25 protein-coding genes, 1 pseudogene and 1 riboswitch are annotated in these 25,552 nt (G+C 41.0%); of the genes and pseudogenes, 15 read left to right on the top strand and 11 right to left on the bottom strand.

The features are described 5' to 3' along the window. Positions 1-91: 91 nt before the first annotated feature. Positions 92-295 carry a DUF1657 domain-containing protein gene (locus ABIE66_RS02105; protein ID WP_057278507.1) on the bottom strand — a complete coding sequence of 68 codons (204 nt, stop codon included), beginning with the start codon at positions 293-295 and terminating at the stop codon, positions 92-94. A gap of 309 nt (positions 296-604) precedes the next feature. Here ABIE66_RS02105 and ABIE66_RS02110 point away from each other — a divergent pair, with 309 nt between their 5' ends. From ABIE66_RS02110 to ABIE66_RS02130, 5 genes are all read left to right on the top strand, one after another. Then, positions 605-1,000 carry a hypothetical protein gene (locus ABIE66_RS02110; RefSeq protein ID WP_289323500.1) on the top strand — a complete coding sequence of 132 codons (396 nt, stop codon included), beginning with the start codon at positions 605-607 and terminating at the stop codon, positions 998-1,000. Beyond that, a complete protein-coding gene (locus ABIE66_RS02115; protein ID WP_370013708.1) occupies positions 997-2,274 on the top strand; it encodes an ammonium transporter in 1,278 nt (425 codons plus the stop codon). The genes ABIE66_RS02110 and ABIE66_RS02115 overlap by 4 nt, the downstream gene beginning before the upstream one ends. A gap of 45 nt (positions 2,275-2,319) precedes the next feature. After that, positions 2,320-2,547: a hypothetical protein gene (locus ABIE66_RS02120; protein WP_370013709.1), complete on the top strand. Its 228-nt coding sequence runs from the start codon at positions 2,320-2,322 to the stop codon at positions 2,545-2,547. A gap of 366 nt (positions 2,548-2,913) precedes the next feature. Continuing rightward, complete coding sequence (locus ABIE66_RS02125) at positions 2,914-4,764, top strand: zinc-ribbon domain-containing protein (RefSeq protein ID WP_370013710.1); 1,851 nt, start codon at positions 2,914-2,916, stop codon at positions 4,762-4,764. A gap of 393 nt (positions 4,765-5,157) precedes the next feature. Next, on the top strand, positions 5,158-5,295 hold the full coding sequence (locus ABIE66_RS02130; RefSeq protein ID WP_370013711.1) for a hypothetical protein: 138 nt from the start codon (positions 5,158-5,160) through the stop codon (positions 5,293-5,295). Positions 5,296-5,503: 208 nt separating this feature from the next. Here ABIE66_RS02130 and ABIE66_RS02135 read toward each other — a convergent pair whose 3' ends face one another. Continuing rightward, complete coding sequence (locus ABIE66_RS02135) at positions 5,504-5,941, bottom strand: hypothetical protein (RefSeq protein ID WP_370013712.1); 438 nt, start codon at positions 5,939-5,941, stop codon at positions 5,504-5,506. 249 nt (positions 5,942-6,190) lie between these two features. Here ABIE66_RS02135 and ABIE66_RS02140 point away from each other — a divergent pair, with 249 nt between their 5' ends. The 5 genes and pseudogenes from ABIE66_RS02140 (at position 6,191) to ABIE66_RS02160 (ending at position 10,632) form a co-directional block, all read left to right on the top strand. Next, on the top strand, positions 6,191-6,847 hold the full coding sequence (locus ABIE66_RS02140; protein WP_289323506.1) for a 5-bromo-4-chloroindolyl phosphate hydrolysis family protein: 657 nt from the start codon (positions 6,191-6,193) through the stop codon (positions 6,845-6,847). Further along, on the top strand, positions 6,844-8,016 hold the full coding sequence (locus tag ABIE66_RS02145) for a toxic anion resistance protein (protein ID WP_370013713.1): 1,173 nt from the start codon (positions 6,844-6,846) through the stop codon (positions 8,014-8,016). Before ABIE66_RS02140 ends, ABIE66_RS02145 begins: the two co-directional genes overlap by 4 nt. An 11-nt stretch (positions 8,017-8,027) precedes the next feature. After that, entirely contained in the window at positions 8,028-8,597 is a 570-nt protein-coding gene (locus ABIE66_RS02150) for a nitroreductase family protein (RefSeq protein WP_289323507.1), read from the top strand. A 623-nt stretch (positions 8,598-9,220) separates the two neighbouring features. Then, positions 9,221-9,298: pseudogene (locus tag ABIE66_RS02155) on the top strand (SEC-C metal-binding domain-containing protein); the annotation flags it as partial. A 335-nt stretch (positions 9,299-9,633) separates the two neighbouring features. Continuing rightward, a complete protein-coding gene (locus tag ABIE66_RS02160; protein WP_289323509.1) occupies positions 9,634-10,632 on the top strand; it encodes a S8 family peptidase in 999 nt (332 codons plus the stop codon). Between the two features lie 54 nt (positions 10,633-10,686). On the opposite strand, the gene ABIE66_RS02165 is transcribed toward ABIE66_RS02160, so the two are convergent. Both ABIE66_RS02165 and ABIE66_RS02170 read right to left on the bottom strand, forming a co-directional pair. Beyond that, positions 10,687-11,349: a YcnI family copper-binding membrane protein gene (locus ABIE66_RS02165; protein WP_370013714.1), complete on the bottom strand. Its 663-nt coding sequence runs from the start codon at positions 11,347-11,349 to the stop codon at positions 10,687-10,689. Between the two features lie 18 nt (positions 11,350-11,367). Continuing rightward, complete coding sequence (locus ABIE66_RS02170; protein ID WP_370013715.1) at positions 11,368-13,002, bottom strand: copper resistance CopC/CopD family protein; 1,635 nt, start codon at positions 13,000-13,002, stop codon at positions 11,368-11,370. Positions 13,003-13,313: 311 nt separating this feature from the next. Between ABIE66_RS02170 and ABIE66_RS02175 the strand changes: the two genes are divergently transcribed. Beyond that, positions 13,314-14,213, top strand: a complete 900-nt coding sequence (locus tag ABIE66_RS02175) for a cadherin-like beta sandwich domain-containing protein (RefSeq protein WP_370013716.1) — start codon at positions 13,314-13,316, stop codon at positions 14,211-14,213. Between the two features lie 100 nt (positions 14,214-14,313). Then, entirely contained in the window at positions 14,314-14,769 is a 456-nt protein-coding gene (locus tag ABIE66_RS02180) for a cadherin-like beta sandwich domain-containing protein (protein WP_370016965.1), read from the top strand. Between the two features lie 68 nt (positions 14,770-14,837). Here the strand turns inward: ABIE66_RS02180 and ABIE66_RS02185 are convergent, their stop codons facing one another. The 3 genes from ABIE66_RS02185 to ABIE66_RS02195 all read right to left on the bottom strand — a co-directional run bounded on the left by ABIE66_RS02185 (position 14,838) and on the right by ABIE66_RS02195 (position 17,842). Continuing rightward, positions 14,838-16,463, bottom strand: coding sequence for a PAS domain S-box protein (locus ABIE66_RS02185; RefSeq protein WP_370013717.1), 1,626 nt, complete (start codon positions 16,461-16,463; stop codon positions 14,838-14,840). A gap of 116 nt (positions 16,464-16,579) precedes the next feature. Then, a complete protein-coding gene (locus tag ABIE66_RS02190) occupies positions 16,580-17,236 on the bottom strand; it encodes a TVP38/TMEM64 family protein (protein WP_370013718.1) in 657 nt (218 codons plus the stop codon). 120 nt (positions 17,237-17,356) lie between these two features. After that, positions 17,357-17,842: a QueT transporter family protein gene (locus ABIE66_RS02195; RefSeq protein ID WP_289323515.1), complete on the bottom strand. Its 486-nt coding sequence runs from the start codon at positions 17,840-17,842 to the stop codon at positions 17,357-17,359. 6 nt (positions 17,843-17,848) lie between these two features. Then, positions 17,849-17,893: riboswitch (PreQ1 riboswitch) on the bottom strand. Between the two features lie 159 nt (positions 17,894-18,052). Between ABIE66_RS02195 and ABIE66_RS02200 the strand changes: the two genes are divergently transcribed. Then, positions 18,053-18,574, top strand: coding sequence for a YbaK/EbsC family protein (locus ABIE66_RS02200; RefSeq protein ID WP_370013719.1), 522 nt, complete (start codon positions 18,053-18,055; stop codon positions 18,572-18,574). 142 nt (positions 18,575-18,716) lie between these two features. Then, positions 18,717-19,529 (top strand): hypothetical protein, encoded by an 813-nt coding sequence (locus ABIE66_RS02205; protein ID WP_289323517.1) that lies wholly within the window; start codon positions 18,717-18,719, stop codon positions 19,527-19,529. 84 nt (positions 19,530-19,613) lie between these two features. On the opposite strand, the gene ABIE66_RS02210 is transcribed toward ABIE66_RS02205, so the two are convergent. Beyond that, positions 19,614-19,910, bottom strand: coding sequence for a DUF3892 domain-containing protein (locus ABIE66_RS02210; protein ID WP_289318195.1), 297 nt, complete (start codon positions 19,908-19,910; stop codon positions 19,614-19,616). A 276-nt stretch (positions 19,911-20,186) separates the two neighbouring features. Between ABIE66_RS02210 and adhP the strand changes: the two genes are divergently transcribed. After that, entirely contained in the window at positions 20,187-21,200 is a 1,014-nt protein-coding gene (adhP, locus tag ABIE66_RS02215; protein ID WP_289327214.1) for an alcohol dehydrogenase AdhP, read from the top strand. A 42-nt stretch (positions 21,201-21,242) separates the two neighbouring features. Here the strand turns inward: adhP and ABIE66_RS02220 are convergent, their stop codons facing one another. From ABIE66_RS02220 to ABIE66_RS02230, 3 genes are read right to left on the bottom strand one after another with little or no spacing between them, the layout of a single operon-like run. Beyond that, positions 21,243-22,673: a sigma-54-dependent transcriptional regulator gene (locus tag ABIE66_RS02220; RefSeq protein ID WP_370013720.1), complete on the bottom strand. Its 1,431-nt coding sequence runs from the start codon at positions 22,671-22,673 to the stop codon at positions 21,243-21,245. A 4-nt stretch (positions 22,674-22,677) separates the two neighbouring features. Beyond that, positions 22,678-24,300 (bottom strand): ATP-binding protein, encoded by a 1,623-nt coding sequence (locus ABIE66_RS02225; RefSeq protein ID WP_370013721.1) that lies wholly within the window; start codon positions 24,298-24,300, stop codon positions 22,678-22,680. 11 nt (positions 24,301-24,311) lie between these two features. Then, a complete protein-coding gene (locus ABIE66_RS02230) occupies positions 24,312-25,460 on the bottom strand; it encodes an iron-containing alcohol dehydrogenase (RefSeq protein ID WP_289318192.1) in 1,149 nt (382 codons plus the stop codon). Positions 25,461-25,552: the final 92 nt, after the last annotated feature.

Raw genomic sequence — 25,552 nt, forward strand, 5'->3', positions numbered from 1 at the left:
ATAGAAAAAGAAATGAAAATTTATTCCCCTTATGGATTGAAAGATATAAAAAAAGGCTGGTTGTTTTAACCAACCTTTTTTATATGAATGATTATTGTTTATATTGAGGTTCCTCGTTTTGAATCTCTTCAATGCGAGGGGTGATGCTGTCCACAATCGTTTGTGTTTGTTGGGCAGCTTGTTGGTATAGTTGTTTGGCTTGCTCATTATCTGTGGAAAGGGCGAAGGTTTCAAAGCTCGCTTGAGCGCTTTTCAGCCCTGCTATAGTTGTTTTGACATCGTTTATTACTGTCATATATGAACCTCCTAGTTTGTAACTGCCCTATTAGAGTAAGGAAAAAATGATTATCTATACCTTCCAAATTTCTCTAGGAAATGAAGCGCATTAAATTCTTTTTCAAATCAAGAGTTTAACTAGCTCATTCAATTAATCAAACGTTTGATTAATTGAAAGGGAACAGGCAAAAGCGTTGTAAAAATCGAATCTATGTAGTACAAATCGTTTTTATTGATTAATTATTGACTGAATTCAGAATTATTAATATAATTATAGAAAACATAACGCGATTACGTGAGGTGATATGACATTTATATTAGGGACGATTTGTATAGTAGAGTTGTTTTTGAAATTTCATCTGAAGAAGTGATAAAAGGACTGCTATTTCATAAAAGCAAACAGGAATCGGAAATTGAAGCGATCAAAAGTAAAATACATAAATATGAGCAAAAACGAAGAGCTGAGGAAGCTTGGTATCAATCCCTATCACCATTTAAACGTTTTTTTACAGGGCGTGCTCCAAGTCATCACCAGGCCGTTGAGCATTTGGTGAATGTTAAAGATAGATATAAAAAAATTGAGATGATAAAACAGAAGGTCGCCTTTTTAAATGAAGTGATCCGTTTACTTGAAGAAGAACCGGAAAAACGGGAATTGAATTTACCATCAGACATCATTAACGAAATAATGGCCTGGCAGAAAGTGGAGGGAACACCAAGATGACACTTGAAACGTTAAACGCTGGCTTGGATACGATATGGGTGGTACTTACAGCAGCCATGATTCTCTTAATGGAGGGCGGGTTTGCCTTATTGGAGGCAGGGTTCGTCCGTACGAAGAATAATGTGAATATCATCATGAAGGTTTTTGCCGATATCACGATCGGAACGCTTTGCTATTTCGTCGTTGGTTTTGGCTTAATGTATGGAATGGATGTTTTTGGAATCATCGGAGCCAGCGGCTTTCTGCTAAAAGGTGATTTGTCGCACATTGACCTTACGATTTCCATGGATGCATTTTGGTTATTTCAAGGGGCATTCGTCATCGCCGTTATTTCCATCGTTTCGGGAGCAGTTGCGGAAAGGATTAATTTTCGGGCGTATCTTATTTTTGTGGTAATGATGACGGCATTCATCTATCCGATTGCTGGTCACTGGGTATGGGGTGGTGGCTGGTTAAGCCGGTTGGGCATGCAGGACTTCGCAGGGTCGGCGGTCATTCATGCGCTAGGCGGTTTTTCTGCACTTGCAGCTGCCATTGTAATCGGGCCGAGAGCAGGTAAATTCACTGCACGGGGGGTCAGTTCCATTTCGCTGCCAAGTAATCTCCCGTTGGCATCCGTTGGGGCATTCCTTTTATGGTTTGGCTGGTTTGGGTTTAATGCAGGAAGCACCTTGCAGGCTACAGATGGACGAATTGGCCATATTGCCATTGTCACGATGCTCTCAGCTGCATCAGGGGGAGCGGCGACCTTGCTTTATACACTATTTAGGTATGGACGCTCGGATGCACCTTCCGTCATCAATGGTTCACTTGCAGGTCTTGTCGGGATTACAGCAGGCTGTGCATTCGTTAGTGATTTGGCGGCGATACTGATTGGAGCAGTTTCTGGAATGCTTATGTTAGCTGCGACAAATTGGTTGGAAGCCCGAAAAATCGATGATCCGGTTGGCGCCTTTCCTGTTCATGCGGCATCAGGCATGTGGGGTACGATAGCGGTAGGGATTTTCTCCACTGAAAACGGATTGTTTGCAGGTGGGGGATGGCATTTACTCGGTGTTCAAACATTAGGATTAGTGGTGTTATGCATCTGGGGCTTTTCATTAACATGGCTTGTTTTTAAAGTTATAAATGTTGGGCTCCCTATAAGGTCCACTGAAGAAGAAGAAGAACTCGGGTTGGATATCAGTTATCATGGCATCATGGCCACACATACCTCGCCGGAGTTCATCAAGGTAGAGGACTACTATAAGCAGGATGAAGAATTGACAAGGTAATGTCTATAATACTCATGGTAGAATCAAGTGAGAGGTGAATTTTATATGGGTACATGCAATCTTAATCATTCGAAGCAAGATGTCAGGTTGAAATTCGAGAGTCAACAGGCATTTTTACCAACGGTTTTGAGTCAAACATTAGATCGTTATCTGGAAAAAGCGAATTCGCAGGAAACACTGAATGAACTTTTTCATCTATTGAAGAAGTATGACGTATCTACCTCTGAGGAACAGGAATCAAGAAACGAAAAGTTGAAAGAGATAATGTTGTAATCGAGAAAGAACGGGAGTGGAAGCTTACTCCCGTTCTTTTTTTGTTTTTTTTATATTGGAATATCTGTCTCTTAAAACGGCTGGGAGGCGCTCTATTTATGTAAGGGATTTTTGTGATACTATCTCATGAATCATTTACATACTTATACAGAGGGCGTAAGGAAACTTACGCGTAGTTGGTTGATCTATAAGGCTAACATAGAATGGATTTGAGGTGAGAAATTGAAAAACTGATATTCAAAATTGTCAGAAAATAAGAAGTTTGGTAAAGACCCAGGTTTTTCAAGGAACGTGGTTTTTTCGTGGTTGTACTTATTTAATGCACGTAAAAGGTGTAACGAGTAACAAAAGGGAGAGACATAAAAAATGAAAAATTGTAAATCTTGTGGCAATCCTTTGAACGAGGACTCTCGATTTTGCCCATCATGTGGCGCTCCTGTTGTGGGTGAAGGACAAATAACAAAAAAGGAACCAGCTGCTTCCGAGGTGAGGCAAGAACTATTCGAGGAAAGGTCTACCAAAAGGCAATTCAAGAAAAGAACGTTAATCATTACTGCAATATTGGCCTTTATCATGTTTTCGAGTGCAGCCGCAGCTATTATTCTTCATAAATCCCCGAAAGAGCTGTATCTTCTTTCTGAATATAAAACATATCAGAGTTCCAAAGAAGGGTGGGTCGATAAATATGGCGATACAATTGAATTCCAAGAGAAAATGATGAAGGAACCTTCAAGTTCGGAGATGACTCTAAGCGGAAAAGTCGAAATGGATTCATTATCGAATGAACAAGACCTGGAAATGATTCAAGAATCATTTAACCAGGCATCTCTTACTGCCAAAACTGAACAGGATCCAATAAGCAATCAAGGTTATTATAAATTAGCTTTGAATGTCGATAAGGAAAGGGCATTGGATGTAGAAATGTTCCAAACCAAGGATCGACTCGGTTTGAAGGTGCCGATCTTATATGAGAAATTCTTATATTTAAATATTGATGAATATGGTGAGTTCATGCGGATGATCGATCCATCATATGCTGGCACTGAAACCTTGGAAGTATCCGATCTTGAATGGCAAGACTTGAAATTGACGGAGAAAGAACAGGAATACATCCAAAAACGATATGGGGCGTTCCTGTTGGACAATTTGGAAGGTAAAAACTTTAAGATGAAAAAAGGCGTGGAGTTTAAACGTGAAGGCGAAACGATGAAGGTAAGGGAAGTGATGCTTAAACTATCTTCTTCGGAAACTAAAAACCTAGTAAATGATTTCATGGACCATTTAATAAAAGATGAAAAGCTTCATAACATGATAGTCACTAGGGCACAAAAGGTGTCAAAGGCTGGGAGTCCTGATGCTAAAGAATCGAAACGGCAATTGTTGGACGGTTTAAAAGCTGCTAAGCAAGAAACGAAGGGTTTCCGTTTTTCTAAAGGATTTTCTTCTACATTGATTATTGATAAGGATGAGCAAATAATCGATCGTAAAGTAACAACTGCTTTTGGAGGCAGTAAGAATCAAGTCAACATGAAATTGAGGAGCAAAAACGTTCCATATGGCAAAGATCGGAAAACCGAAGAATTTAGCGTGGCATTTACTCCAGAAAAAGATGAGGAACCAAAGCTTATGTTCCGGATTACAAATGATGTGACCATTAAAAAAGATACTCGGAAAGAGAATCTTAATGCCTCTTATAAGTTAGAAGAGTATGAGGAGCTTGTGGAAATCAAGTTTTCGATGAAGAGTGATATTGCCGGAGAACAGGGTGGTAAGAAAAAAATCAAAAGAGATTTCAATCTTAACTTCGTCGGCGGCGACTTCACGAATATGCCTTCCGCTTTTAAAGGGACCTTTAAACAAACGAATGACCTTAACTTAAAGAAAGACTATTCTAACGGCAAATTCGAATTAAAGCTTGGTTTAGCAGATGAATGGGACTCAGGTACGGTCACATTAAAGGTGGATTACAAAACGAAACTAAAAGACAAACTGGAAATGCCGGATTTGAAACCTGATTCTGGAGAAGGCTTAAGCTTATTGAACATTACTGAAGATGAAATGTATCGAATTCAGGAAGAAGTAGGAATCAATTTGATGGAGCTAGGTGTTAAATACGGACTGGTGCCAGAAAATGTTTATCAGTTCGATATCTATGATCAGGCTAGTTATGATGGTTATTATGATTTAGAAGATGAAGATACGAAAGATAAGTTGTAGACAGGGTGTTTTTACTTCCTTTTATTTAAAAGTACTAGTGGGAAATAGGAAAGCAGCCGCAGGAATGTGGCTGTTTCCTATTTTCTTTTTATTGGGCTCATCAGTAATTCGTAACTACGTTTTTAAAGAAGAAAGCAAGGTTCTCCCATATAATGTGGCGGTCATTCCAAGGAACGGCTTATGGAGTTATGTGATGCAGTTCAGCTCCAGGTTATCTAGCTTTTGGGGAAGAAAGGTAAACTTAATATCGCGGTTTCTTGATACATGAAGCTGATATCCTTTTGATCGACTAACCGACCGTGGGTATCGATCCTCAATCCAAACTTTAAATTAATCAATATGTAAAAAGGCATTGCCAGGCAAGGAAATGCAATTCTGTATATGACACTTGATATGAGTGAAATCATAAAACTCTATGACCGAATCGGTATTCTTCAAAATGGTGTACTGAAATTCAAGGGTACACGCGCTTTCGTAAAAATGGCTTTTATAGCGGCTATTATAACTTATAGCCATGGAGGATGTGGGTAGGGCTGTTAAGGGAAACCGAGGATGGTTTTGAGGAGTGATTAATCAGTTTAAGTAATTTAGACAAGGGCGTTTATTGAACCTTTAAAGATTTAATCAATCGTTTGATTAAATCTCATGTACTGGATTTTACTGATTAAAACAGGCTTTGATAAAAGCATTGCGCATAAAAAAAGCGGGAGCCCATAATGAGCTCCTGCCATTTCCTCCATTAAAAACCATCATCTGTTGCAGAGAAGGGGATGTTTAGGTTTCTTTCCACTGCCCGAAGTCTTTGATTAAGCCTGTTTAACCTATTGGTATGTCGCTGGTCGGCTTGACTTAGCCTGGTGATTTCTTGGTTAACGCGGTTCACTTCCCTATTTATCCGCGTAATTTCTTGGTTCTGCCGACTGAGTTCCCTCGTTTGACGCTCATTTTGCCGCTCAAGTTCCCGGACCCTTCTTTCGAGTTGTTGAGGCTGCCTTTCAACATCGAACTGGTCAGGCACTTGGCCATATGAATTTTCTTGAACCTGCTGAAGGTCCCAATCTTGCTGTGGCACATATTCAAATCGTTCAGGCTGTTGGAAATATGGGTTATAATTAGACTGAAAGTACTGGTGATTTCCATTTTGTTGTGGAAAAGGATAAAATCCGTATGAATTCATAGTCAACTCTCCTTTTTTAAATCGGGATGGATACGTTATAACTTATGTAAGTTCCGGTGAAGTGAATAGGCGTTAGCCCATAACAGTGGGAAGAAGAGGTAGTCTGCAGAAAAAATTTCAATAAATTTGCAGAAACCATCCTGTTCCTATATCGTTTAGGATAGGAGAAATTCTTTTATCCATCTTGAAACCAATCTCAATGATAATCCGTATATATAGAAAAGAGTGTAAGTCAGGAGTGTAATGATAATGAATCGATTTCTTGCTGATACTGTTCCGATATTGATTGCATTTCCAATGGTTTTTCCGGTTTGGTTGATTAGCTATTTCGTATTGAATCAACCGTTTGTCCTGTCTGTTGTCATATCTTTAGCAGGAGGGGTGCTTGCATACTGGCTAAGTTCCGTTTATTTTTCCTCGCGATTCCTAAAAAAACATGAATTGACGAGAAAAGAATACCAATATATAAAGAAAAATTTAATTGAGGCAAAACCAAAGATATGGCGGGTGCAAAAGGCACTCATCTCGGTCAGGCATATCTCTTCTTTTAAACAGAGGAAGGATATGATTAAAATGATCAGGAAAATATATAGTCTGACGAAAAAAGAACCGAAGCGGTTTTACCAGGCGGAGCAATTTTATTACTCGCATCTGGATTCGGCTACGGAACTCGCAGAGAAATATGTTTTTTTATCACAGCAGCCAAAAAAGAATAAGGAACTCGAACTTTCCTTAACGGAAACTCGTAAAACCTTAAAGGAACTCACTAAAACGATAGAAAAAGATTTATATAAAGTGATTGCCGATGATATCGATAACCTTAACTTCGAATTGGATGTTGCTAAGCAATCCATTAACACTGGAAAAGAGTCACAAGTAATTGATGAAAGCAGGAGGTTAAAATGAATAACAATGATCCAAACCTGTTGAATAAAACGAATAATGCCAGTTTGATCGATGATCTTTTAGCCAATCCATTTGATGGGGTGCAGGAGCTGGAGAAAGTATCTTCCCAGGAAACGAAACCAGTAAAACTGATTGATGTCATTCCTGAAGAGAACAGGGCAAAGGCTTATCAGCTTGCCGAACAAATCGACCCAACGAATCATCAGGCAATGATATCCTATGGTACACCCGCCCAATCAAAACTCTTGACCTTTTCTAATTCCATGCTTGAGCATGTCCAGAAAAAAGATGTGGGTGAAGTAGGCAACATTATCAGTGATTTAATGAAGAAGTTAAACGAGCTGAGTCCGGATGAGCTTAAACCGGATAAGCCCTCTTTTTTTGCGCGTATGTTCGGGAAGCTCTCGGGATCTGTACAGGAGGTGCTCTCCAAGTATCAGAAAACTGGGGCCCAGATTGATCGAATCAGTGTAAAACTAGATCGGAGCAAGAATATCCTGTTATCGGATATCGTAATCCTTGAAAAGCTATATGAAACGAATAAGGAATATTTTCAGGCGTTGAATGTCTATATTGCAGCAGGGGAAATAAAACTCGAAGAAATCCATGAGAAAACGATTCCGGAGCTAAGGAAGTCCGCTGAATTAAGCAATGATCAAATGAAGTTTCAAGAAGTCAATGATATGCGCCAATTTGCTGAACGGTTGGATAAAAGGCTTCATGATTTGAAATTGAGTCGTGAAATCACGATTCAAAGCGCACCGCAAATCAGGCTGATTCAAAACACGAATCAGGCACTAGTCGAGAAAATACAATCTTCAATCATGACGGCCATTCCTCTTTGGAAAAATCAGGTTGCGATTGCACTGACCCTAATCAGGCAAAGGCATGCTGTAGAAGCGCAAAAGCAGGTTTCCAAGACTACAAATGACTTGTTACTGAAGAACTCTGAGATGCTGAAAACGAATACCATTGAAACGGCTAAAGAAAATGAGCGGGGACTTGTCGATATCGAAACATTAAAAAATACTCAAGCCAACTTGATTTCCACGCTTGAGGAAACCATGCGGATTCAGGAAGAAGGCAGGCATAAACGCCGACAAGCCGAGCAGGAATTGGCGTCAATGGAAAATGAACTGAAACAGAAACTATTGGAGATAAAGGGATAAGGGGAGATAACGTGGAAACTATCGAGGCTATAAAAACGAGAAGAAGCATTGGAATCGTTAAGCAAGATCCGATACCGAAAGAAATGATCGAACAAATCATCGAAGCTGGAACATATGCACCTAATCATCACCGAACGGAGCCTTGGCGCTTTTTTGTATTGACAGGAGAAGGAAGAAATAAACTTGGGCAGGTCTTCGAAGAAATAACAAGAATCGAAAATGCTGATGATACTCCGGAAAGTCTAATCAGCAAGCTCGAAAGACAAAAAAAGAATCCCTTAAGGGCTCCAGTCATCATCGCAGTGGGCATAGAGCCTAGTGATAAGAATAATGTCCTCGTTTCAGAGGAATATGCGGCAGTGAACAGTGCCATCCAAAACATGCTTCTAGCTGCACATTCCCTAGGTTTGGGTGCAGTATGGAGAACGGGGAAAATAACATATCATGAAAAGGTCCGGGAATTTTTCAAATTATCCTCAAAGGGAGAAGTATTGGCCTTCATATATTTGGGCTATCCTGACATGGAGCCGAAACCTGCTAAGAAAACACCGATTGATGAATTGACCACATGGATCGGATGAAAAATTAAGGGGGCAGTTGCAGCAGTGCAAACACACTGCTGCAACTGTTTTTTTTGCCTTCAATAAGATTTCTTATATCTGTTTTAACGAATGGGATTTGTCCTAGGCAGACTTCGTTTCAAGTGACGATTGATGAATTAGGTTGTACAATACATAGGAAGAATAAATTTTGATGAATTAGGATGTGTCTATAGATGAGGACGATTGATCCATTTGAGATACTCGATGGAAAAGCGATTAAATATTTGGATGTTTTTGGCGTTGAGGATGGAATTGCATTAAAGAGTAAGTATGAAGATAAAACATATTGGATATATGATTATTATTGCATGCATCAGACTTGTGATTGCCAGGAAGTATACCTTGAATTCGTAGAGGAGCTCAAGAGCAATAAACAGGCAGGACAGCATTTTGGAGTGAGGGTTTCTTTCAGGGATAATCAATTTGCCCTGGAGGATTATAATATTTCCAAGCAAAAGGCAATGGATATCGCGGAAGATACGTTAAAGTACAGTAAAGATGTAATGGAGTTATTTAAACAGCGCTATCAGCAAATGAAGGAAAAAGGCACGCAAATTATCATGGAAAGTGCGAAGGCAGCTAAAATGCCGCATGTCCATACGGAACCGGTAATCGGAAGAAACGAACCTTGTCCATGCGGAAGCGGGAAAAAATACAAAAAATGCTGCGGTGCAGCTTAACATTCATGGAAGCTGACTCGATTAAGAGTCGCTTCTTTTTTTATTTGAACAAGCGCTAAGTTGAGAAATGAAATTGTGCAATAATTAAAAAAATGTGGAAATACAGGAACATTTGTTCTATAATAAGAGTACCAGATAGTAACTGAAAAAGAAATAAAAAGTAGTTATTTAGACCGAATTTTCGGAAAACTTCTTTTTTATTTTCAAAAATCTGGTATATATAAGAGAGAAGAGTTTTTTGATCTCATCTCTTTCAACGGTAGACGGCAGCCAGACGGGATGCAAATCCCCACACTGATGGCAGTTTAACTTTGAACGAAGGAAGGGGTAATCAAATGACAAGAGAAAAAAGATTAATACCTTACAAAGTTCTAGAAGTAATGGATGCGGTGAAAGAGAAGATTCCTGAGGGTGTTGAGCTTGTGAAAGCCCCTGCAATTTGGGAAAAAAGCAATTATGGTGAGGGCGTGGTAATTGCCGTCATCGATACAGGCATTGATAAGGGACATCCAGACCTCAAAGAAAGAATCATCGGTGGAAAGGATTTTACCAATACCGGGGATTTTCAAGATGATAACGGACATGGGACACACGTGAGCGGTACGGTTTTGGCTGCCATTAATAATGCTGGTGTAGTGGGAGTGGCTCCGAAAGCAAGCATATTAGCGTTAAAGGCATTAAATGGTCAGGGACAAGGCGAAATAGATTGGATTAATGGAGCTTTAGAGTATGCCATCAATTGGCGGGGACCTAATGAAGAAAAGGTTTCAGTTATTTCACTTTCACTTGGCGGTCCTCCGGATGAGGCTGAACATAAACTCATTCAAAAGGCCCTTCAGAACGATATCCTTGTTGTTTGCGCAGCTGGAAATAGTGGTGATGGGCGACATGAAACGGATGAATTGGATTATCCAGGAGCATATCCCGAAGTAGTGGAAGTCGGAGCTGTGGATTTAAGCAGGAATTTAGCGGATTTTTCAAATACAAATGATGAGATTGACTTGGTGGCGCCAGGGGTCGATATTCTCTCTACGTATCCAGGGAATAAGTATGCGAGGCTGAGCGGAACGTCAATGGCTACGCCTCATGTAAGCGGTGCAGCAGCGCTCTTGAAAGTGATTGCTGAAAAGGAGTTTGACCGTAAGTTAACTGAAGCGGAATTATACGCACAGTTAGTGAAAAATACCGAAGATCTGGGAATCAGCAAAAAAGCACAGGGAAATGGAATGCTTAACTTAACGATAGGGGAACAAAGAATTGAAAAATCCATTAAGATTACCATAGAATCAGAAAACCTTAAGTTACCGAGTAAATCGGTGGTCATGGAATATTAGAAGTGAAAAAAGGTGCCCCGGGAGAAATATGGGGCACCTTCCATCATGTAATGATTATTTTTTGTTTTTCCTTAGAGCTGCAAAAAGCGCTACAATGGAAAGAATTAGTGATATGACAGCCAGAGTGATGATTAGCGTTTGATTGCTATCATCTTCTGTTGTTACGGAATCCTTTGAATTGTCAGTTGTCTTGGAATCATTAGTGTCAGCTGCATCTTTGTGACCATGGTCCGTAGATTCTGCATCTGCCTTTGGCGCAACTGAAATTTCCGTTACAGAATGCGGGAGTTCTGAGCCTCCATCACCACTCCATTCGACAATTTCACCATCTTCGTAATATTGAAATGCATCCCAGGCCACATTCGTTTCTTCTTTGGGATTTTGGGCAACGAATGAGAACTGCTGGAATTGTCCAGCGGATATTCCTGCATCAGTTGCTGCCCAAGTTACCGTTTTTACATGCCCATCTTTGTCACCTTCGGTTGTCACTTTCCATCCTGGTACAGGCTGATAGCTTTCAAAAGTAATCCCTTCAGGTACTTTTAAAGTCACCTTTGTAGTGGCAGTTTCTTTTTCAACGGGCACTTTGAGTGTATAAGTTTCCCATGCCTCAGGTGCAGATGAACTAGGTTTGACTGTAACGTGTGCATTCGCCGAACCGGAGAAAATGAATAATGCAGCAAATGTGGATATAAGTAGCTTTGAAATGTTTTTCATTTTTATAAATCCCTCCTGTTATGAATTCCCTATTAAAATTGTAAAATCAACATTGATTGAATCCAGGCTTTCGGTTAATCCGTGAACATGGATATTCCACTTTCCTGGCATGGTTAATATAGACTTTGATGTAAATGTACCTTTATTTTTTTCCTGCATTTGCAGCTTTATTTCACCGCCTGGCGTATCGACTGGCTGCATGGTGATTGTAAGCTGTTCTATTTCAGCAATCGGCTTGCCGCCATTGGATAGATCTACTTGAATTAGGTTATCCCCAACTTCATTGGGAGTCACCATTAATGTGACCTCATTATTTTCGTCAGTCTGTAAGGTTTTCTCTATTGGCCCGGGAGAAGACATGGCAGTTTGGACATTTGTCAATAGAGCTGCAACGAGAAGTATGATGATTCCTAAACCAAACTCCATTCCCACACTATAACCAAGTTTTTTCGTTTGCTTTTTCCCTCTGAGAAAATGAAAGCCCCCGAAAACGATCATGACCAACATGAGACCAATTTTCGCAAGTAACAATTGTCCATATGTCGTGTTTATCAATGAATGGATAGTCGGCACATGCTGTAAGCTGCTATATATCCCGCTAACAATCAGTATGATTACAAACAGGAACGACCATCTGGAAAACCTTTGAATGATTGACCAGTAATATGTTTTCTTATCTTCTTGGACTGGCTGCCGATCAGCAAGCCCAGGTAAAATCACCAATAAGGCCATAAGTCCGCCGAGCCATAAAGCCATGGACAATAAATGGAGGAAGTCCATCAAAACGGCCAGAACCTGATTAGGGACGGCTGCCGTATGTCCAGTTAAAGCCTTACAAACCATCAAGCCGGCTATTATTATGATAGTAAGGAAAGGGAGTGATTTAATCAGTGAGTTTTCGAGCATGAAATAAATCACTAAAAACAGAAGAAGCAACATTAGAATTTCAACGATCCAGATGGTTCCAAAGTTTGTAGCATTCAATACTTCTTTTATATAACTCACATTAAATGCATCGGTCCAACCTACGCCAGCGTCAATCGTCACCTTTAAAGGCAGACTGAAGAAAATGGAAAATGCTAAACCTGCATATGAAAGCCAAAGGTATAGACTGGCTCTTCGGCTGGCTTCAAAAAGGCGGGAATCCTTCATTAACGATAATTGGAAAAAAAGGATTCCGGTTAGGGCTGCGAAGCATATGTATTGAAGACTTTGCAGGAAAACGTTGATGAAATTCGGAAAACCTGCATTCACATCGGAATTTTCTTGGTCTGATAGACCCGCTGAATCTCCGAATTGAAAGGGAATTGTCCCTTCAATGGGGTGACCATCACTAGAAACCACTCTCCATTTTATGTAGTAAATCCCTTCATCGATAGTGCCTTTCCACTTAGCTACCAGTATTTTTTCACTTTGTTCCGAGATTGTACTGTCTTGAATTTTAATTTTATCCCCATCTTGGCTGAATACCTCAAGCGAATGGAAAGCTGGTTGTATATTTTCACTGAATTGAATGCTGATCTTTTCAGGAAGAGTATCCATCGCTTCATTCGGGCTGGGATTAGAGCTTATTACAGTAGCATGACCAGAAGCCATTGCCGGATATAAAAGCAAACTGAATAGGCTGAATACCAGCCATAAATAATTTTTCATCGTGGTGTGCCATCACCCTTTCATCAGGTTATGTAAGCTTATTATAAAAGGAAAATGTGAAAAAACAGTGAAAATAAATTAGTTATCTAAAGGCAGTTTAAGAGGTTCGCAAGAAAAGTGATAACAATAAGGTTAGATTGGTCTGGCTTCCACCATAATAGCCATTAAAACAATTGGTGGTAAAAATTGGTATGTAACCCCTTCAGTTTTTACCTAAAGAATCAAGCTATATACCCCATTAAGAAATAATTAAGATTTATTTGGTAACCTGACCCTATCATGTTTACAGGAATTATAGGGGGGGATAGGCTTTGCTAAATAAGGGGCTAAAAGAAAAAAGTGTGAAGGTGATTTTGGTTGGTTCCCTTGTGGGGATGGGAGCATCCACTTATATGCCCGTGGTAGAGGCTGCGGAGGGTCCTTCTGTTCTGCAGGAAGAGGCCCAAACGGTAAATAGTCTTTCAAAGTTAGAAATAGAAGGTTTGGCACTGGATCAAAAATTTTCAGAGAGTGTACACGACTATAGTTCAACAGTGGGGAATGATGTGGAAAAGATTACCTTGATTGCAGAGAGTCACAATGAGAATGCAGCCATATATGTGAATGGCGTCAAACTGACAAATGGTGAGGTGAAGGACTTAACTCTTCAAACTGGCATGAATACTTTTGAAATCACCGTGAGTGATGGAATAAATGAAACGGTTGCATATACCGTCAAGATCGAAAAACTTGAAAGTGATGATAACCTTTTAACTTCGATTGGATTATCAAAAGGCTCGTTAACATTCGATTCTAATGTGACAGCTTATAATGCTTCAGTTGAAAATGAAGTCAAGTCCGTTACGGTGGCCCCGACATTGAGTGACAGTACCGCAAAAGTAAAGGTGAATGGAAAGGATGCAACCAGCGCAGGTGTAAAGGTTACCCTTCCAATCGGTAGGACGACAGTGAGGATTATCGTTACAGCGGAAAATGGAGATGAAAAAACATATACGCTCACGATTACACGGGCCGCAGCCAAGATAACTGAATCGAAGGATAAAGATGCCCCTAAAGATGATGAAGTTCAAAAGGAGCCCACAAAAGGAGCAAGTGAGGCTCTGCCTTCCTCCGACAAGGGGAATAAATCATCTTTAACTTTTACTGCTGAATCCTCCAATAATCCAAAAACCAAGCAGTGGCAGCCAAGTACCGAAAGCACAGCAGCTTGAAAGTATTTCAACACAGAAACCGAAAACGGATTCTGTAGAGAAGGTACCGTCAACCGATTCTTTAAGTCAAGAAGGCAATAACGCCCCAGTGTTGAACAATGTGACAGTATCATCCGGAGTATGGAACAAACCTTTTGATTCGAATGAGCATACATATCATATCGAGGTCGATAATGATATTGCTTCAGTCGAAATGAATGCAACGACAAGTGCTAGCGGAGCCAAGATTGAATATGACGGTGAGAGCAGTAAAAAAGTGAAGATCAAAGATAAAGAGAAGACGGCCATTTCAGTTACAGTTTCAAAGGATGGGGAACGCCGTACTTATGTCCTTGTTTTCGAAAAGGATATGGATTTGGAGATGGATGAGGAAGAAACCGTAGATGATATCAAAACAAAAGAGGCGGAAGTTGAGGCAACGCAAATGAGTACAGCTGGAAAAGAGGATACAGTTACTTCCAATAAGATTGGAGGTCCGAGAATACTTGGGAACCAACCTGATGAGTCCGTGTCATTCTGGGGGAAAATCAAGGATTTCTTCACCTCTCTATTTTAATTTTATCAAGGGATGGTTCTGAATCGCAAAAAAAAGGACAAGATTAAGGCTTGTCCTCTGATTTATATTTATATGGGCAAAAGGATTTGGACCTCGGTTCCATGGTTTGGTTCGCTGTTAAAGTGGACCTTTCCCCGATGCGCCTCAATGATTCGGCAGCTGACTGTCAATCCTAACCCTGTTCCTTTTTCTTTAGAGGAATAGAAAGGTTCTCCAAGATGCTTTAACCGTTTTTTTTCTATTCCGCTTCCATTATCTTTGATGGTAATGGAAAGGTTATTGTCCTTGCGCTCAAAATCAATCCAAATGTGATCGGCGGATGCCTCCATTGAATTCTTGAGCATGTTTATGAATACTTGTTTTAATTGGTTTCCCTCACATAATAGAAGCGGTATTTCGTTTTTTACAGAAATTGATATTTGGGTGGGGTACGAGTCCGCCTCTGGTTTCAACAAGGTTTTGACATCATTCATCAGTTCAATGATTTGATGCTTGCTGAATGGAAGTTCCTGTGGTTTTGCCAGAACGAGTAACTCGCTTACAATAAGATTGATCCGGTCCAATTCACTTAACATAATCGTGTAGTATTGTTCATAGGGATGGTCGCTCTTTTTAAGTAGCTGGACAAAACCCTTTAAAGAAGTCAACGGGTTTCGTACTTCGTGGGCTACACTTGCGGCAAGTTCGCCGACTATCGACAATTTTTCTGTTCTTCTTAAGCGTGCTTCGGTTTCTCGAATTTGAGTGACTTCTTTAGCATAAGTGATGATCCCGACCAAATCCTCGCCAACCATCATCGGGACAAACGTACAAGAAAGTAAGATGGACTTCCCGTACTTCGTTAGGAATTCTATATCTTTCCCTTTCTTAATCCCCTTATGGTTTTCGATGACATATTGGCAAGATGTACGGATCAGTTCCGCATCTTCTGTAGTAAAGTTCAATTTAATGAATGAGGCTCCATGTATTTCTTCCTGTTGAAAGCCTGTTACCGTTTCAAACCTTGGATTTACGGTCGTGATCATTCCATTTAAATCAAGCATCAGCATCGGATAAGGGTTGTGTTCAAACAATGATTTATAACGTTGTTCACTATCGAATAATTGATTCTCAGCGACAACCCTTTCAGAAATATCCCTGCCGATGACTACTAAGCCTTTTCGTGAACCATCCTCATTGAACAGGGGAACTTTGATCGTATCAAAGGTCTTGTGATTGCCGTCGGGAAGAGGGATGATTTCCTCACACCTTGTAATTTCCCCTTTTACCCACGTTTCTTCATCGGAACCTTCACAGTAGATCAACGACTCTTTATAAAATTCGGAGTATTCTGCGAGTTCGCTGTCTTTTTTTCCCTTATAATCTACATGCTCCAACTGAAATAATTGTAGCCCGAAGGTATTGGACTCAAGCCATCGGCCATCACCATCCTTGAAGTTAACGAAATCCACCATTGAATTGATGAGTGTGCGCCGGCGTTGTTCCGCTTCTTTTAATTGTTTGAATTCTTCCCTTTTAGCTAAATAAAGAAATAAGATCAAGCCTATTGATAAAAGGAAAACAATGCCTTCCACTCTCTGAAGTTGAATGAAGACCTCTTTGTTATGGATATTTGTAGTTAAAAAAAAGTCGAACACGACTAGTGTAAGAATCCCGGATAGGATATATATTGCTAAGATGGAGCGTTTGGACATGGAGATTCTCCCTGATTTTAAGACATTTCAAAGGTAAAATTACATACACATTTTAACAAACTATCGGAAAAAAATATATGCAGAATCCTAAATAAAAAAACAGGGACCAATGTGGGTCACCTATTTTTTCTGAATAAGGTTAGGTTCTTTTTCTTTTTTGCACGCTTATAGATAATGAAAAATAATAAGAAGAGGAGTGCGAGTGCAACTAGCGTGTATTGGTTCATTTCAACAGATAGGAGTCCATATGGAATTAACGATAGAAAGAAAAAGTATATCAGGTTGCCAAGTGCCGTCGCTAATAAAAAATCCTTGAAAGTGACGGTGCTGACTCCAGCAGCCAAGTTAATTAAACTTGTTGGGATAAGTGGGAAAATCCTGCCTGTAAACACGTACATGAAGCCATGCTCCACAACAGTTTTTTGCCATTTCCCCCCCATCTTCTTTAAGAGAAGTTCCTGAAACCAATTTCTTGCAGCATAAAAAATGAATCCTGAAGCAACGACACTTGTAAACCAACTCCATAGGTAGCCATATATGAATCCGAATATCGTGACATTGATAGTCAGAAGCAAAATTAAGGGGATGATTGTAAATGAATTTTGGACAAACATCAATACGAATGTCACAATAAAAGTGAGCAAAAGGTTTTCCTTCAATATGCTAATAACTGAATCCAAGTCACTTTTCCAAATCAAAGTAAATAATTCTGCATTTGAAAAAATAAATAATGCAATTACCAGTAGACCGGTTAAGGTCAGGACTTTTTTCAAAGGGTCACCACCATTCTGACTAATAGTTTATCATTTTTAAGTTAATTGGTGAAAAAAGAGCTGTCGCATGATGCAGACAGCTCTTTTACATTATAGTGGGTTCATGAAGCGAAGATTCCTTTAAAGCCACTTTTCAAACTGAATTCTTTTGTTCATTCCATAAATGATTGGCGCGCCAATCAAGAGGACAACGAATTCACCGACAGCCGTGGTCATCCAGCTTAACCAGAATGGTAAGCCAAAGGCAAGGTTCAGTTCAATGGCAATTAAAAACATTGTGAACGTGAAAAAGATGATCGTGGCGATCATCCGCCCTTTAATGCCTTTTATGAACCGCGAAACAAAAATGACAAGCAGCAAGGCGAGTACGGATTGCCCCACCCCAAAAATTAAATCATATGGAACCATCGGTGAAAAGAGCAGATTCGATATGAAGACGCCGCCGACAATACCATAGATATATTTTTTATTGAATACAATAAGATGGTTCAACATTTCCGGTACACGAAATTGGAACATCTCAAAAGCTATTGGTTTAAACACCAATGAGACCGCCACATACAAGGCAGCCAATAACCCGTTTATCACGAGTGTACGAACATTCATTTTACTCTCTCCCTAGTTTTTTATCGTGGGATGGTTACGAACCACGTATAGGCGTTTGCCCGATGATTAATAGTATCCCAAGTAAGCTTGTTTCGTCAATTTGTAAAGAATGGTTTTAATTTATAGGTTTTCAAGCATCCATAGGATTTTGATTTATGGCAATGAAGGATGATATTATTTTTATATGTACTTCAAAGGAGTGAATATAATATGTCTATCGCGATTGTCAAAAGCCATTTTAAACAATGGGATCGGGAAGGCGATGTAATGGAGTTCGAAACATCGAGCGCTACGGTGAGTGAGGCTGCAGAAACCATCGGCGTTATCCCAGCGAGGATCGCTAAAACTCTTTCCTTTAGGGGGGAAGGTGATGATGCGATTTTGGTTGTAGCGGCTGGGGACGCAAAAGTGGATAATAAGAAATTTCGGCAGATGTTCGGTTTCAAGGCACGGATGCTGTCACCCGAGGAAGTGTTTGAGCAGACCGGCCATGCCATCGGAGGAGTTTGTCCGTTTGGTCTGGCTAACGATCTAGCTGTTTTTCTTGATGTATCAATGAAGCGCTTTGAGTCATTGTTCCCGGCATGCGGCAGTACGAACTCTGCAATAGAACTTACACCCACGGAATTATTTGAATATTCAGGAGCAAAGGATTGGGTGGATGTTTGCAAGGCTTGGAATGAAGAGGGGAATGAGGAAACGGCAGCAGGTAATGCAGTGGAAGGCTTTTGATTAATGGTACCAAAAAGATCCACATGAATGGGATAAAGTCCACTTGGGTGGACTTTATTTGTGGGGGCCGTATGCATTATATCGGTCAATAATTTTAAAGCGGAAAATCGTGCAGAAAGTGTTCCTGAGCGGAGGGTGAAAGATGTTAAATGGAAGCCAAAGAAAAAGCAATAGCAGCTATCTTAGTCTTAAAACTCTTTATGAAGAAAATATCACGGTTAAGAGCATAGCCCAGGAGCTTGAGTTTTGCCATACAAACGATCTGGCGCTGGATATTCGGAAAGCATTGGAAAAAAAGAATTTTGATATATTGGCAGTGCAAGATCAAGGGGAAATCATCGGATATATCGAAAGGGAAGAACTGGGTGAAGGGAGCATTTCGGAATATTTGAGAAACTTTTCACCAAGGGAAATGGTTTCGGATTCAACCCCTTTAATCCAGCTGCTCCATATTTTCAAGAATAAAACAAGGGTCTTCGTATTAGAGAATAATTCAATTAAAAAGTTGATTACCCATGCCGACCTTCAAAAGCCTCCAATCAGGATGCTGATATTCGGATACATTACCTTATTGGAAATGAGGATGAGCGATATCATCATGGATAGATTCGGCGACGGAAGCTGGCATCCAATGATCAGCGAAGACCGTTTAGAAAAGGCAACCGAATTATATAGGAGGAGAATCGATAAAAATGAGGATATCAATTTAATAGAGTGCCTGCAAATCAGTGATAAATTCGATATCATACATAAGGATGAAGAATTGAGGTGCTTCTTCCAAATCCCTTCGAAAAGTAAAGGGAAGAAGGATGCGAATGCCATCCGGAAATTACGGGATAAGATTTCCCATGCAAATGAACTGGGACTGGACATGTCGTGGATGGAAATCATTGAGGTTGTCGAGTCCTGTGGGCAACTGCTCGAAATCTCTGAATCCTATCAGTATGAAAAATAAGGATCCGGCTATCATGCTGGTTCTTTTTAATGTTTAACTCCAGACAGAAAAAAACTGCCCATATCAGGCAGTTTCCCCGAAAACTCAAAACTCCGGCAGTTGATCCAGGTTATTTTCTTTTATCCCATCAGGCTCACTCCGCAATATATCACGTCCATATTTATGAAAGACGTCAACATTGGCCAGGATGCCTGCTTTGGCTTCCGAAAGGGCAGTGGGGTAGTCGAGTTCGCGGCCGGAGTTGGTCTTGATGGCGATAATATTGTCCTCTTCATTTTTCCTTACGGCGATGATTTCTTCTTTTCCTGCTGAATCAAGTTGGTTTGCTTGCGGTGTTCCCTGCTGTTTATAGGATTCATAAGCTTTTTCAAATTGGTCCATGTTTTGGACACCTCCCATTTATAGGGTGAGCTATTTTTTCTGCAATATACAAACCGGATTTCGTCCAACTTGGGCCGTTAATTCGTCCAAATGGGCCGAATTTTCGGCACTTTTTTAAATTGGATGCTGTCGTCTTGGCCTTTTTGCATTGGCATGGCACTTGCATCTTGTATAAGTGGAGTAAGAAATAATATCAACTTAATTAAGGGAGGAATATGAATCATGAATGTAAAACAAGGGGCTAGCACTGTAAATGCAAAACAACAGGTCAAGACAATGAAGGCAGCGGTCGTCAATGAATTTAACCAAAAACTTGAGATAAAAGAAGTACCCATCCCGGAATTGGATTATGGTGAGATATTAGTGAAAATTAAAGCATGTGGCGTGTGTCATACCGATTTACATGCGGTACATGGCGATTGGCCGGTAAAGCCCAAGCTTCCGCTTATCCCCGGACATGAAGGTGTAGGCATCATAGAAAAGGTGGCAGAAGGCGTAACTTCCTTGAAGGTCGGTGACCGCGTTGGGATCCCATGGCTTTACTCGGCCTGTGGCGATTGTGAGTATTGTTTGACTGGAAGGGAAACGCTTTGCTTGGATCAATTGAATGCAGGCTACTCCGTGGACGGGGGGTATGCGGAATACTGTAAAGCACCTGCCAAATATGTGGTGAAGGTTCCTGAAGGGCTTGACTTTGCGGAAGTTTCACCGATTTTCTGTGCAGGCGTAACGACTTATAAAGCGCTTAAGGTATCAGAAGCAAAACCTGGTGATTGGGTAGCGGTTTATGGAATTGGCGGATTGGGACATGTTGCCCTTCAATACGCGAAAGCGATGGGCTTTAATGTCATTGCTGTCGATATTCAAGATGATAAGCTTGATCTGGCGGCGGAACTGGGGGCGGATTTCACGGTTAATGGGCTTAAGACTGATCCTGTACAAGCCATTAAGGATAAAGTTGGCGGTGTGCAAGCAGCCATTTCTGTAGCGGTTACGAAAAAAGCATTTGAACAGGCTTACAGTTCAGTCAAGAGGGGCGGGACACTGGTCGTAGTCGGATTGCCGAATGATGAACTTCCGATCCCGATTTTTGATACGGTACTAAATGGGGTAACTGTAAAAGGGTCAATCGTCGGGACGAGAAAAGATTTACAGGAAGCTGTTCAATTTGCGGCTGAGGGTAAAGTCAGAACGAATATAGAGACGAGGAAACTTGATGAAATCAATGATGTGTTTTCAATGATGGAAAAGGGAGAAATCAATGGACGCATCGTATTGACGCTAGAATAGTAACAGAGGAGGATGCCCTGGAACGGGGCATCCCCCTTTTTTTTATGTCTGGTTCTTCTCATTTAATATATAGCGTAATTTCCTTATGGATATTTGCAAGCGTTTGGCTGCTTCATTCCGGTTGCCGTAGGTTTTTTGCAGTGCCTGCATGACGAGTTCCTTTCCAATTGTGGATTGAAGCTGTTTGATTTCCGTAAGGATTTCTTCTAGCATCAGTTCATCTTTCTCATTAAAGTCGGCCACCAGCTTTTTTCGCCACTCTTCAAGAAGGTTTTCAGTTGTCTGAATCTCATTCGGACGCTCTTTCTTCTTCGGAGTGACCTGGCTGTTAGATAGCGAGATATCATTGGCTGTTATTTCAGACTTATGGTCTGCAAGAGTTAGCGTGCGCATGACCACATTAGATAGTTCGCGTATGTTGCCTGGCCAGTTGTATTGTTGTAATTTTTCAATGGCTTCATTGGAAAAAGAGATATCTCCATGACCATTTCTCTCAATCAAGTGACGGACAAGCAAGGGAATATCCTCTTTTCGGTTGCGCAAAGGCGGGATATCCAGAGTCACGACGTTCAGTCGGTAAAATAGGTCTTCCCGGAATTTATTTTTGTCCACTGCCTGTTGCAGGTTTTCATTGGAGGCCGCCACTAACCGGGCGTTCGTCCGTAATGTCCCGCTGCTGCCAACCCGCATGAATTCCCGTGTTTCCAACACTCGTAGCAATTTGACTTGAATGGCGGGACTCGCATCCGCAATTTCATCAAGGAAAAGCGTACCATTCCCTGCAATTTCGAAAAAACCCTTTCGCAACTGGGTAGCTCCGGTGAAAGCCCCCTTTTCATGGCCGAATAATTCGCTTTCAAGCAGGGATTCAGAGATCGCTCCACAATTGATGCCGATAAAAGGTTCATGGTTTCGGGGGCTGGCTATGTGGATGAAACGTGAAAGCACTTCTTTGCCGCTGCCGGTTTCTCCTTCAATTAATACATTGACTGATTTTTGGGCAACCTTGAATGCCGTTTCAATCAAACTCTTCATTAAAGTACTTTCACCGACAATCAATCCTGATTCCTCGGCTAGCTTATGGATGAAATGTTGATTCAAATCTTCATTTTCATTCAATAGGTTGTCAATTTGATTTTCCAATACTTCAATATCCACAAAGGGTTTTTCCATATAATCACTCGCGCCAAGTTTCATTGCATCAACAGCGGTCTTGACGGTGCTGTATCCGGTCATGATCAGTACCTTGCAACGCGGCTGTAGTTGTTTTAGATGTTGCAGAAGGGAAAGGCCATCACAATCCGGAAGCTTCAGGTCAATCATTGCTACATCAAAACGCTGCTGATTCCAATCGATTTCATAAAAAACCTTTCCGCTATTCACAACTTGTACGAGGTAACCTTTCATCGTAAAAAGGCGGGATAGAAAAGTCCCAACTTCTTTCTCATCGTCTACCACAAGTAAATTGATCAACTTATCATCGCCTTTCCTCTTCTGCTTGCAAGGGAAGCCTCAGGAAAAAAGTGCTTCCTTGTCCTGATTTGCTCAAAACGTCGATCTTGCCACCATGGTCTTTGGCGATTCCAAGGCTTACGGACAGCCCCAAACCTGTACCTTTTTCACGGTCTTTAGTTGTATGAAAGGGATGGAATATGAAGGGTAGGCGTTCTTTTTCAATCCCCGTTCCATTATCAGTCACCTGTACCACCATGAACTTGTCTTCTGAATAGGTAGTGATCGAAATCGATTTTTCCGATGGAGAGGACTCATCCAATGCGTCCTTGGCATTCAATAACAAGTTGATGATGATCTGTTCTATTTGAGGTTGGCTGCCCTTTATGAAGGGAAGGTCTTCCTTAAGGGAAAGATGAAGGGAAATTTGCTTCTTCCCCAGTTGAAACTTCAAAAGGTTCAGAACCTGATGAATGGCTTCGTTAATAGAGTAATAGTGGAATCTATACTCATCCTGCCTCGAAAAGGTAAGCAGGCTTTTCACTATTTGCCTGCATCGGTCCCCACAAATCTTAATATCGTTCAAAAGCATATAGTCCAGATTGTCCTGGGGAGTTTTCCGTAATAAAATCTGGGAGTTACCAAGAATGGCCGTTAAGGGGCTATTCAATTCATGGGCAATCCCTGCTGCCATTTCACCGATCGCCCCAAGTTTACCGGCATGCAATAGCTGGACCTCCATCTGTCTTCTTTCGGTGACATTTTTATAATAAGCAATGACCCCATAGACTTGATGCTCCTTATTCTGAATCGGGTAGGCATGCATTTCCAAGATGGTATCATGCTGAAGGAGTATTTCTTGAAATCCTGGCTTATTGAATGAAAAGGTATCTTGAATCAGATTTTGAGATTTTTCAATTAAAGGAACCAGGTCGGAAAAGTCCCTGGCAGAATCATTGGATTGATAGACGGTTCCTTTGTGATCAAAAACGATAATCATATCTTCAACTGCCTTGAACGTATCCTCCCACTCCTGCTTGGAATGAAGGACTTCCTTATAAAGCTGGGCATTCTCCAAAGTTAGTGCAAGCTGATTTGATAGTTGCTCAAGAAAATCCAGTTCATCTTTATGCCATGTTTTCTTATTCTTCCTGCCGAAAGTCCAAATTCCGATTTTTTTACTTTTTCCGTACAAAGGAACCAATAGAAGTGCTTCGATCTCAAGGGATAATAGTCGTTCTTTTTCTGGGAAGTCCGGTAACCGTTTAACTTCCACCTGAATGGGCTGCTTATCTTTCAGAGCAGACGAGAAACCCTGAAATGGGTGTAACGGGTTATTGGAATCAATTTCAAGTTCAAGTTCGCAGTGACCATTGGGGCAGATGTGAAGCAGGGCAGGTTCTTCCTCATACAATATGACAAAGTGACTGTCATCGAAGGTAATTAGCTGCTTGAGCTTTGCAATAACATTTCGGAGAATCTCTTGGATGTCGATGTCCATATTCATATTTTTAGTGATGTCATTCATAATTTCAAGCTGCATATTCTTCTTCTTCAGCTGATCCACAGTTTTCTTAAGTTCCGTGTAATACGTTTTTTTTGAAGATTTTACACCTGTCATTAAATCTATCAATTCAAGTTTGTTCATGTTTTCACCTCTTATAGGGCTGTAAGAAGCAGATGATTAATCTGTTCTAATGACATATCACGAGGATTTGTGATCATGCAGGCATCCTCAAGGGCAGTCATACCTATGGGATCTATCATTTCCTTTGTAATGCCGACATCACTTAAACTCTTGGGAGCCCCTATATCCTGGGATAATTCCCTTACGAAGTGAATGGCCGCCATTCCAGCTTGCTGCTCGGTCAATGCACGTGTATCGATGCCCATGATGTCTGCAATCTCACTGAATCGCCTTGGTGAGGCAATTCGATTGAACTCCATGACATGGGGAAGGAGTATCGCATTGATTTCCCCATGCGGAAGGAGGTACTTGCCGCCGATGGCATGTGAAATGGCATGGGCCGCTCCCAAAATGGCATTGGAAAAAGCTAGTCCTGCCTGCAGGCTTGCCATCGCCATCGCTTTTTTTGCTTCCTCATTATGCCTGGATGCAACAGAGGGGCGTAAGTGACGGGAAACGATGGAAAGCGCATTTTTAGCTTGGACATCGGTCAATGGTGTGGCAGCGATTGAAACGTAGGATTCAATGGCGTGGGTTAAAACATCCATTCCCGTAGCCGCGGTCAAATCCGGACCCAAGGTGGTTAAGGTACCGGGATCGACTATTGCAATATCGGGGACGAGTGATTTTGAAATGATCGTCATTTTTTTCTCGCGGAATGAATCGACAATCACCGAAAACTGGGAGACCTCTGATCCCGATCCGGCCGTAGTCATGATCATCACCATGGGTGGGAGGGGGGAGTGGACTTTATCAACGCCTTCATAATCACTGATGATGCCGCCATTCGTAGCTAAAAGGGCTACCCCTTTGGCGACATCCAAAGCACTGCCTCCTCCTAAACCAATGATGGCATCGCATTCTTGTTCATTAAATGTCAAACAGCCGGCTTCAATCTCCCTGTCTTTCGGGTTGGTCGTCATATCAATGAAGGTAGCAAAAGCAAGACCAGCATCTTGGCAGGATTTAATGACTTTATCTAACCAGCCAGCATTGGCCACACCAGAGTCGCTGACTATAAGCGCCTTTTTGGCACCCAACCGCAAGCAGGCCTCACCGGCTTGTTCAATCGAACCTTTTCCAAAAATCACTTCCGGCATCACAAATTTAGTTATCGACATCTTTGCGCCTTCTCCCTGTAAAAATTCAATCTCTTCTGTATTATTTTCCCGAAAAAGAGCGAAAATCCTGTTTGGATTCCAGGTATTTTTAT

The sequence above is a fragment of the Peribacillus sp. B2I2 genome, assembly GCF_041261685.1.
Classification (GTDB): Bacteria; Bacillota; Bacilli; order Bacillales; family DSM-1321; genus Peribacillus.

What these genes read in the sequence shown, in the direction of transcription:
- ABIE66_RS02105 (WP_057278507.1), bottom strand. Translation starts at nt 295, where the DNA reads ATGACAGTAATAAACGATGTCAAAACAACTATAGCAGGGCTGAAAAGC.
- ABIE66_RS02115 (WP_370013708.1), top strand. Translation starts at nt 997, where the DNA reads ATGACACTTGAAACGTTAAACGCTGGCTTGGATACGATATGGGTGGTA.
- ABIE66_RS02120 (WP_370013709.1), top strand. Translation starts at nt 2,320, where the DNA reads ATGGGTACATGCAATCTTAATCATTCGAAGCAAGATGTCAGGTTGAAA.
- ABIE66_RS02125 (WP_370013710.1), top strand. Translation starts at nt 2,914, where the DNA reads ATGAAAAATTGTAAATCTTGTGGCAATCCTTTGAACGAGGACTCTCGA.
- ABIE66_RS02130 (WP_370013711.1), top strand. Translation starts at nt 5,158, where the DNA reads ATGAGTGAAATCATAAAACTCTATGACCGAATCGGTATTCTTCAAAAT.
- ABIE66_RS02135 (WP_370013712.1), bottom strand. Translation starts at nt 5,941, where the DNA reads ATGAATTCATACGGATTTTATCCTTTTCCACAACAAAATGGAAATCAC.
- ABIE66_RS02140 (WP_289323506.1), top strand. Translation starts at nt 6,191, where the DNA reads ATGAATCGATTTCTTGCTGATACTGTTCCGATATTGATTGCATTTCCA.
- ABIE66_RS02145 (WP_370013713.1), top strand. Translation starts at nt 6,844, where the DNA reads ATGAATAACAATGATCCAAACCTGTTGAATAAAACGAATAATGCCAGT.
- ABIE66_RS02160 (WP_289323509.1), top strand. Translation starts at nt 9,634, where the DNA reads ATGACAAGAGAAAAAAGATTAATACCTTACAAAGTTCTAGAAGTAATG.
- ABIE66_RS02165 (WP_370013714.1), bottom strand. Translation starts at nt 11,349, where the DNA reads ATGAAAAACATTTCAAAGCTACTTATATCCACATTTGCTGCATTATTC.
- ABIE66_RS02170 (WP_370013715.1), bottom strand. Translation starts at nt 13,002, where the DNA reads ATGAAAAATTATTTATGGCTGGTATTCAGCCTATTCAGTTTGCTTTTA.
- ABIE66_RS02185 (WP_370013717.1), bottom strand. Translation starts at nt 16,463, where the DNA reads ATGTCCAAACGCTCCATCTTAGCAATATATATCCTATCCGGGATTCTT.
- ABIE66_RS02195 (WP_289323515.1), bottom strand. Translation starts at nt 17,842, where the DNA reads ATGAATGTTCGTACACTCGTGATAAACGGGTTATTGGCTGCCTTGTAT.
- ABIE66_RS02200 (WP_370013719.1), top strand. Translation starts at nt 18,053, where the DNA reads ATGTCTATCGCGATTGTCAAAAGCCATTTTAAACAATGGGATCGGGAA.
- ABIE66_RS02205 (WP_289323517.1), top strand. Translation starts at nt 18,717, where the DNA reads ATGTTAAATGGAAGCCAAAGAAAAAGCAATAGCAGCTATCTTAGTCTT.
- ABIE66_RS02210 (WP_289318195.1), bottom strand. Translation starts at nt 19,910, where the DNA reads ATGGACCAATTTGAAAAAGCTTATGAATCCTATAAACAGCAGGGAACA.
- adhP (WP_289327214.1), top strand. Translation starts at nt 20,187, where the DNA reads ATGAAGGCAGCGGTCGTCAATGAATTTAACCAAAAACTTGAGATAAAA.
- ABIE66_RS02225 (WP_370013721.1), bottom strand. Translation starts at nt 24,300, where the DNA reads ATGAACAAACTTGAATTGATAGATTTAATGACAGGTGTAAAATCTTCA.
- ABIE66_RS02230 (WP_289318192.1), bottom strand. Translation starts at nt 25,460, where the DNA reads ATGTCGATAACTAAATTTGTGATGCCGGAAGTGATTTTTGGAAAAGGT.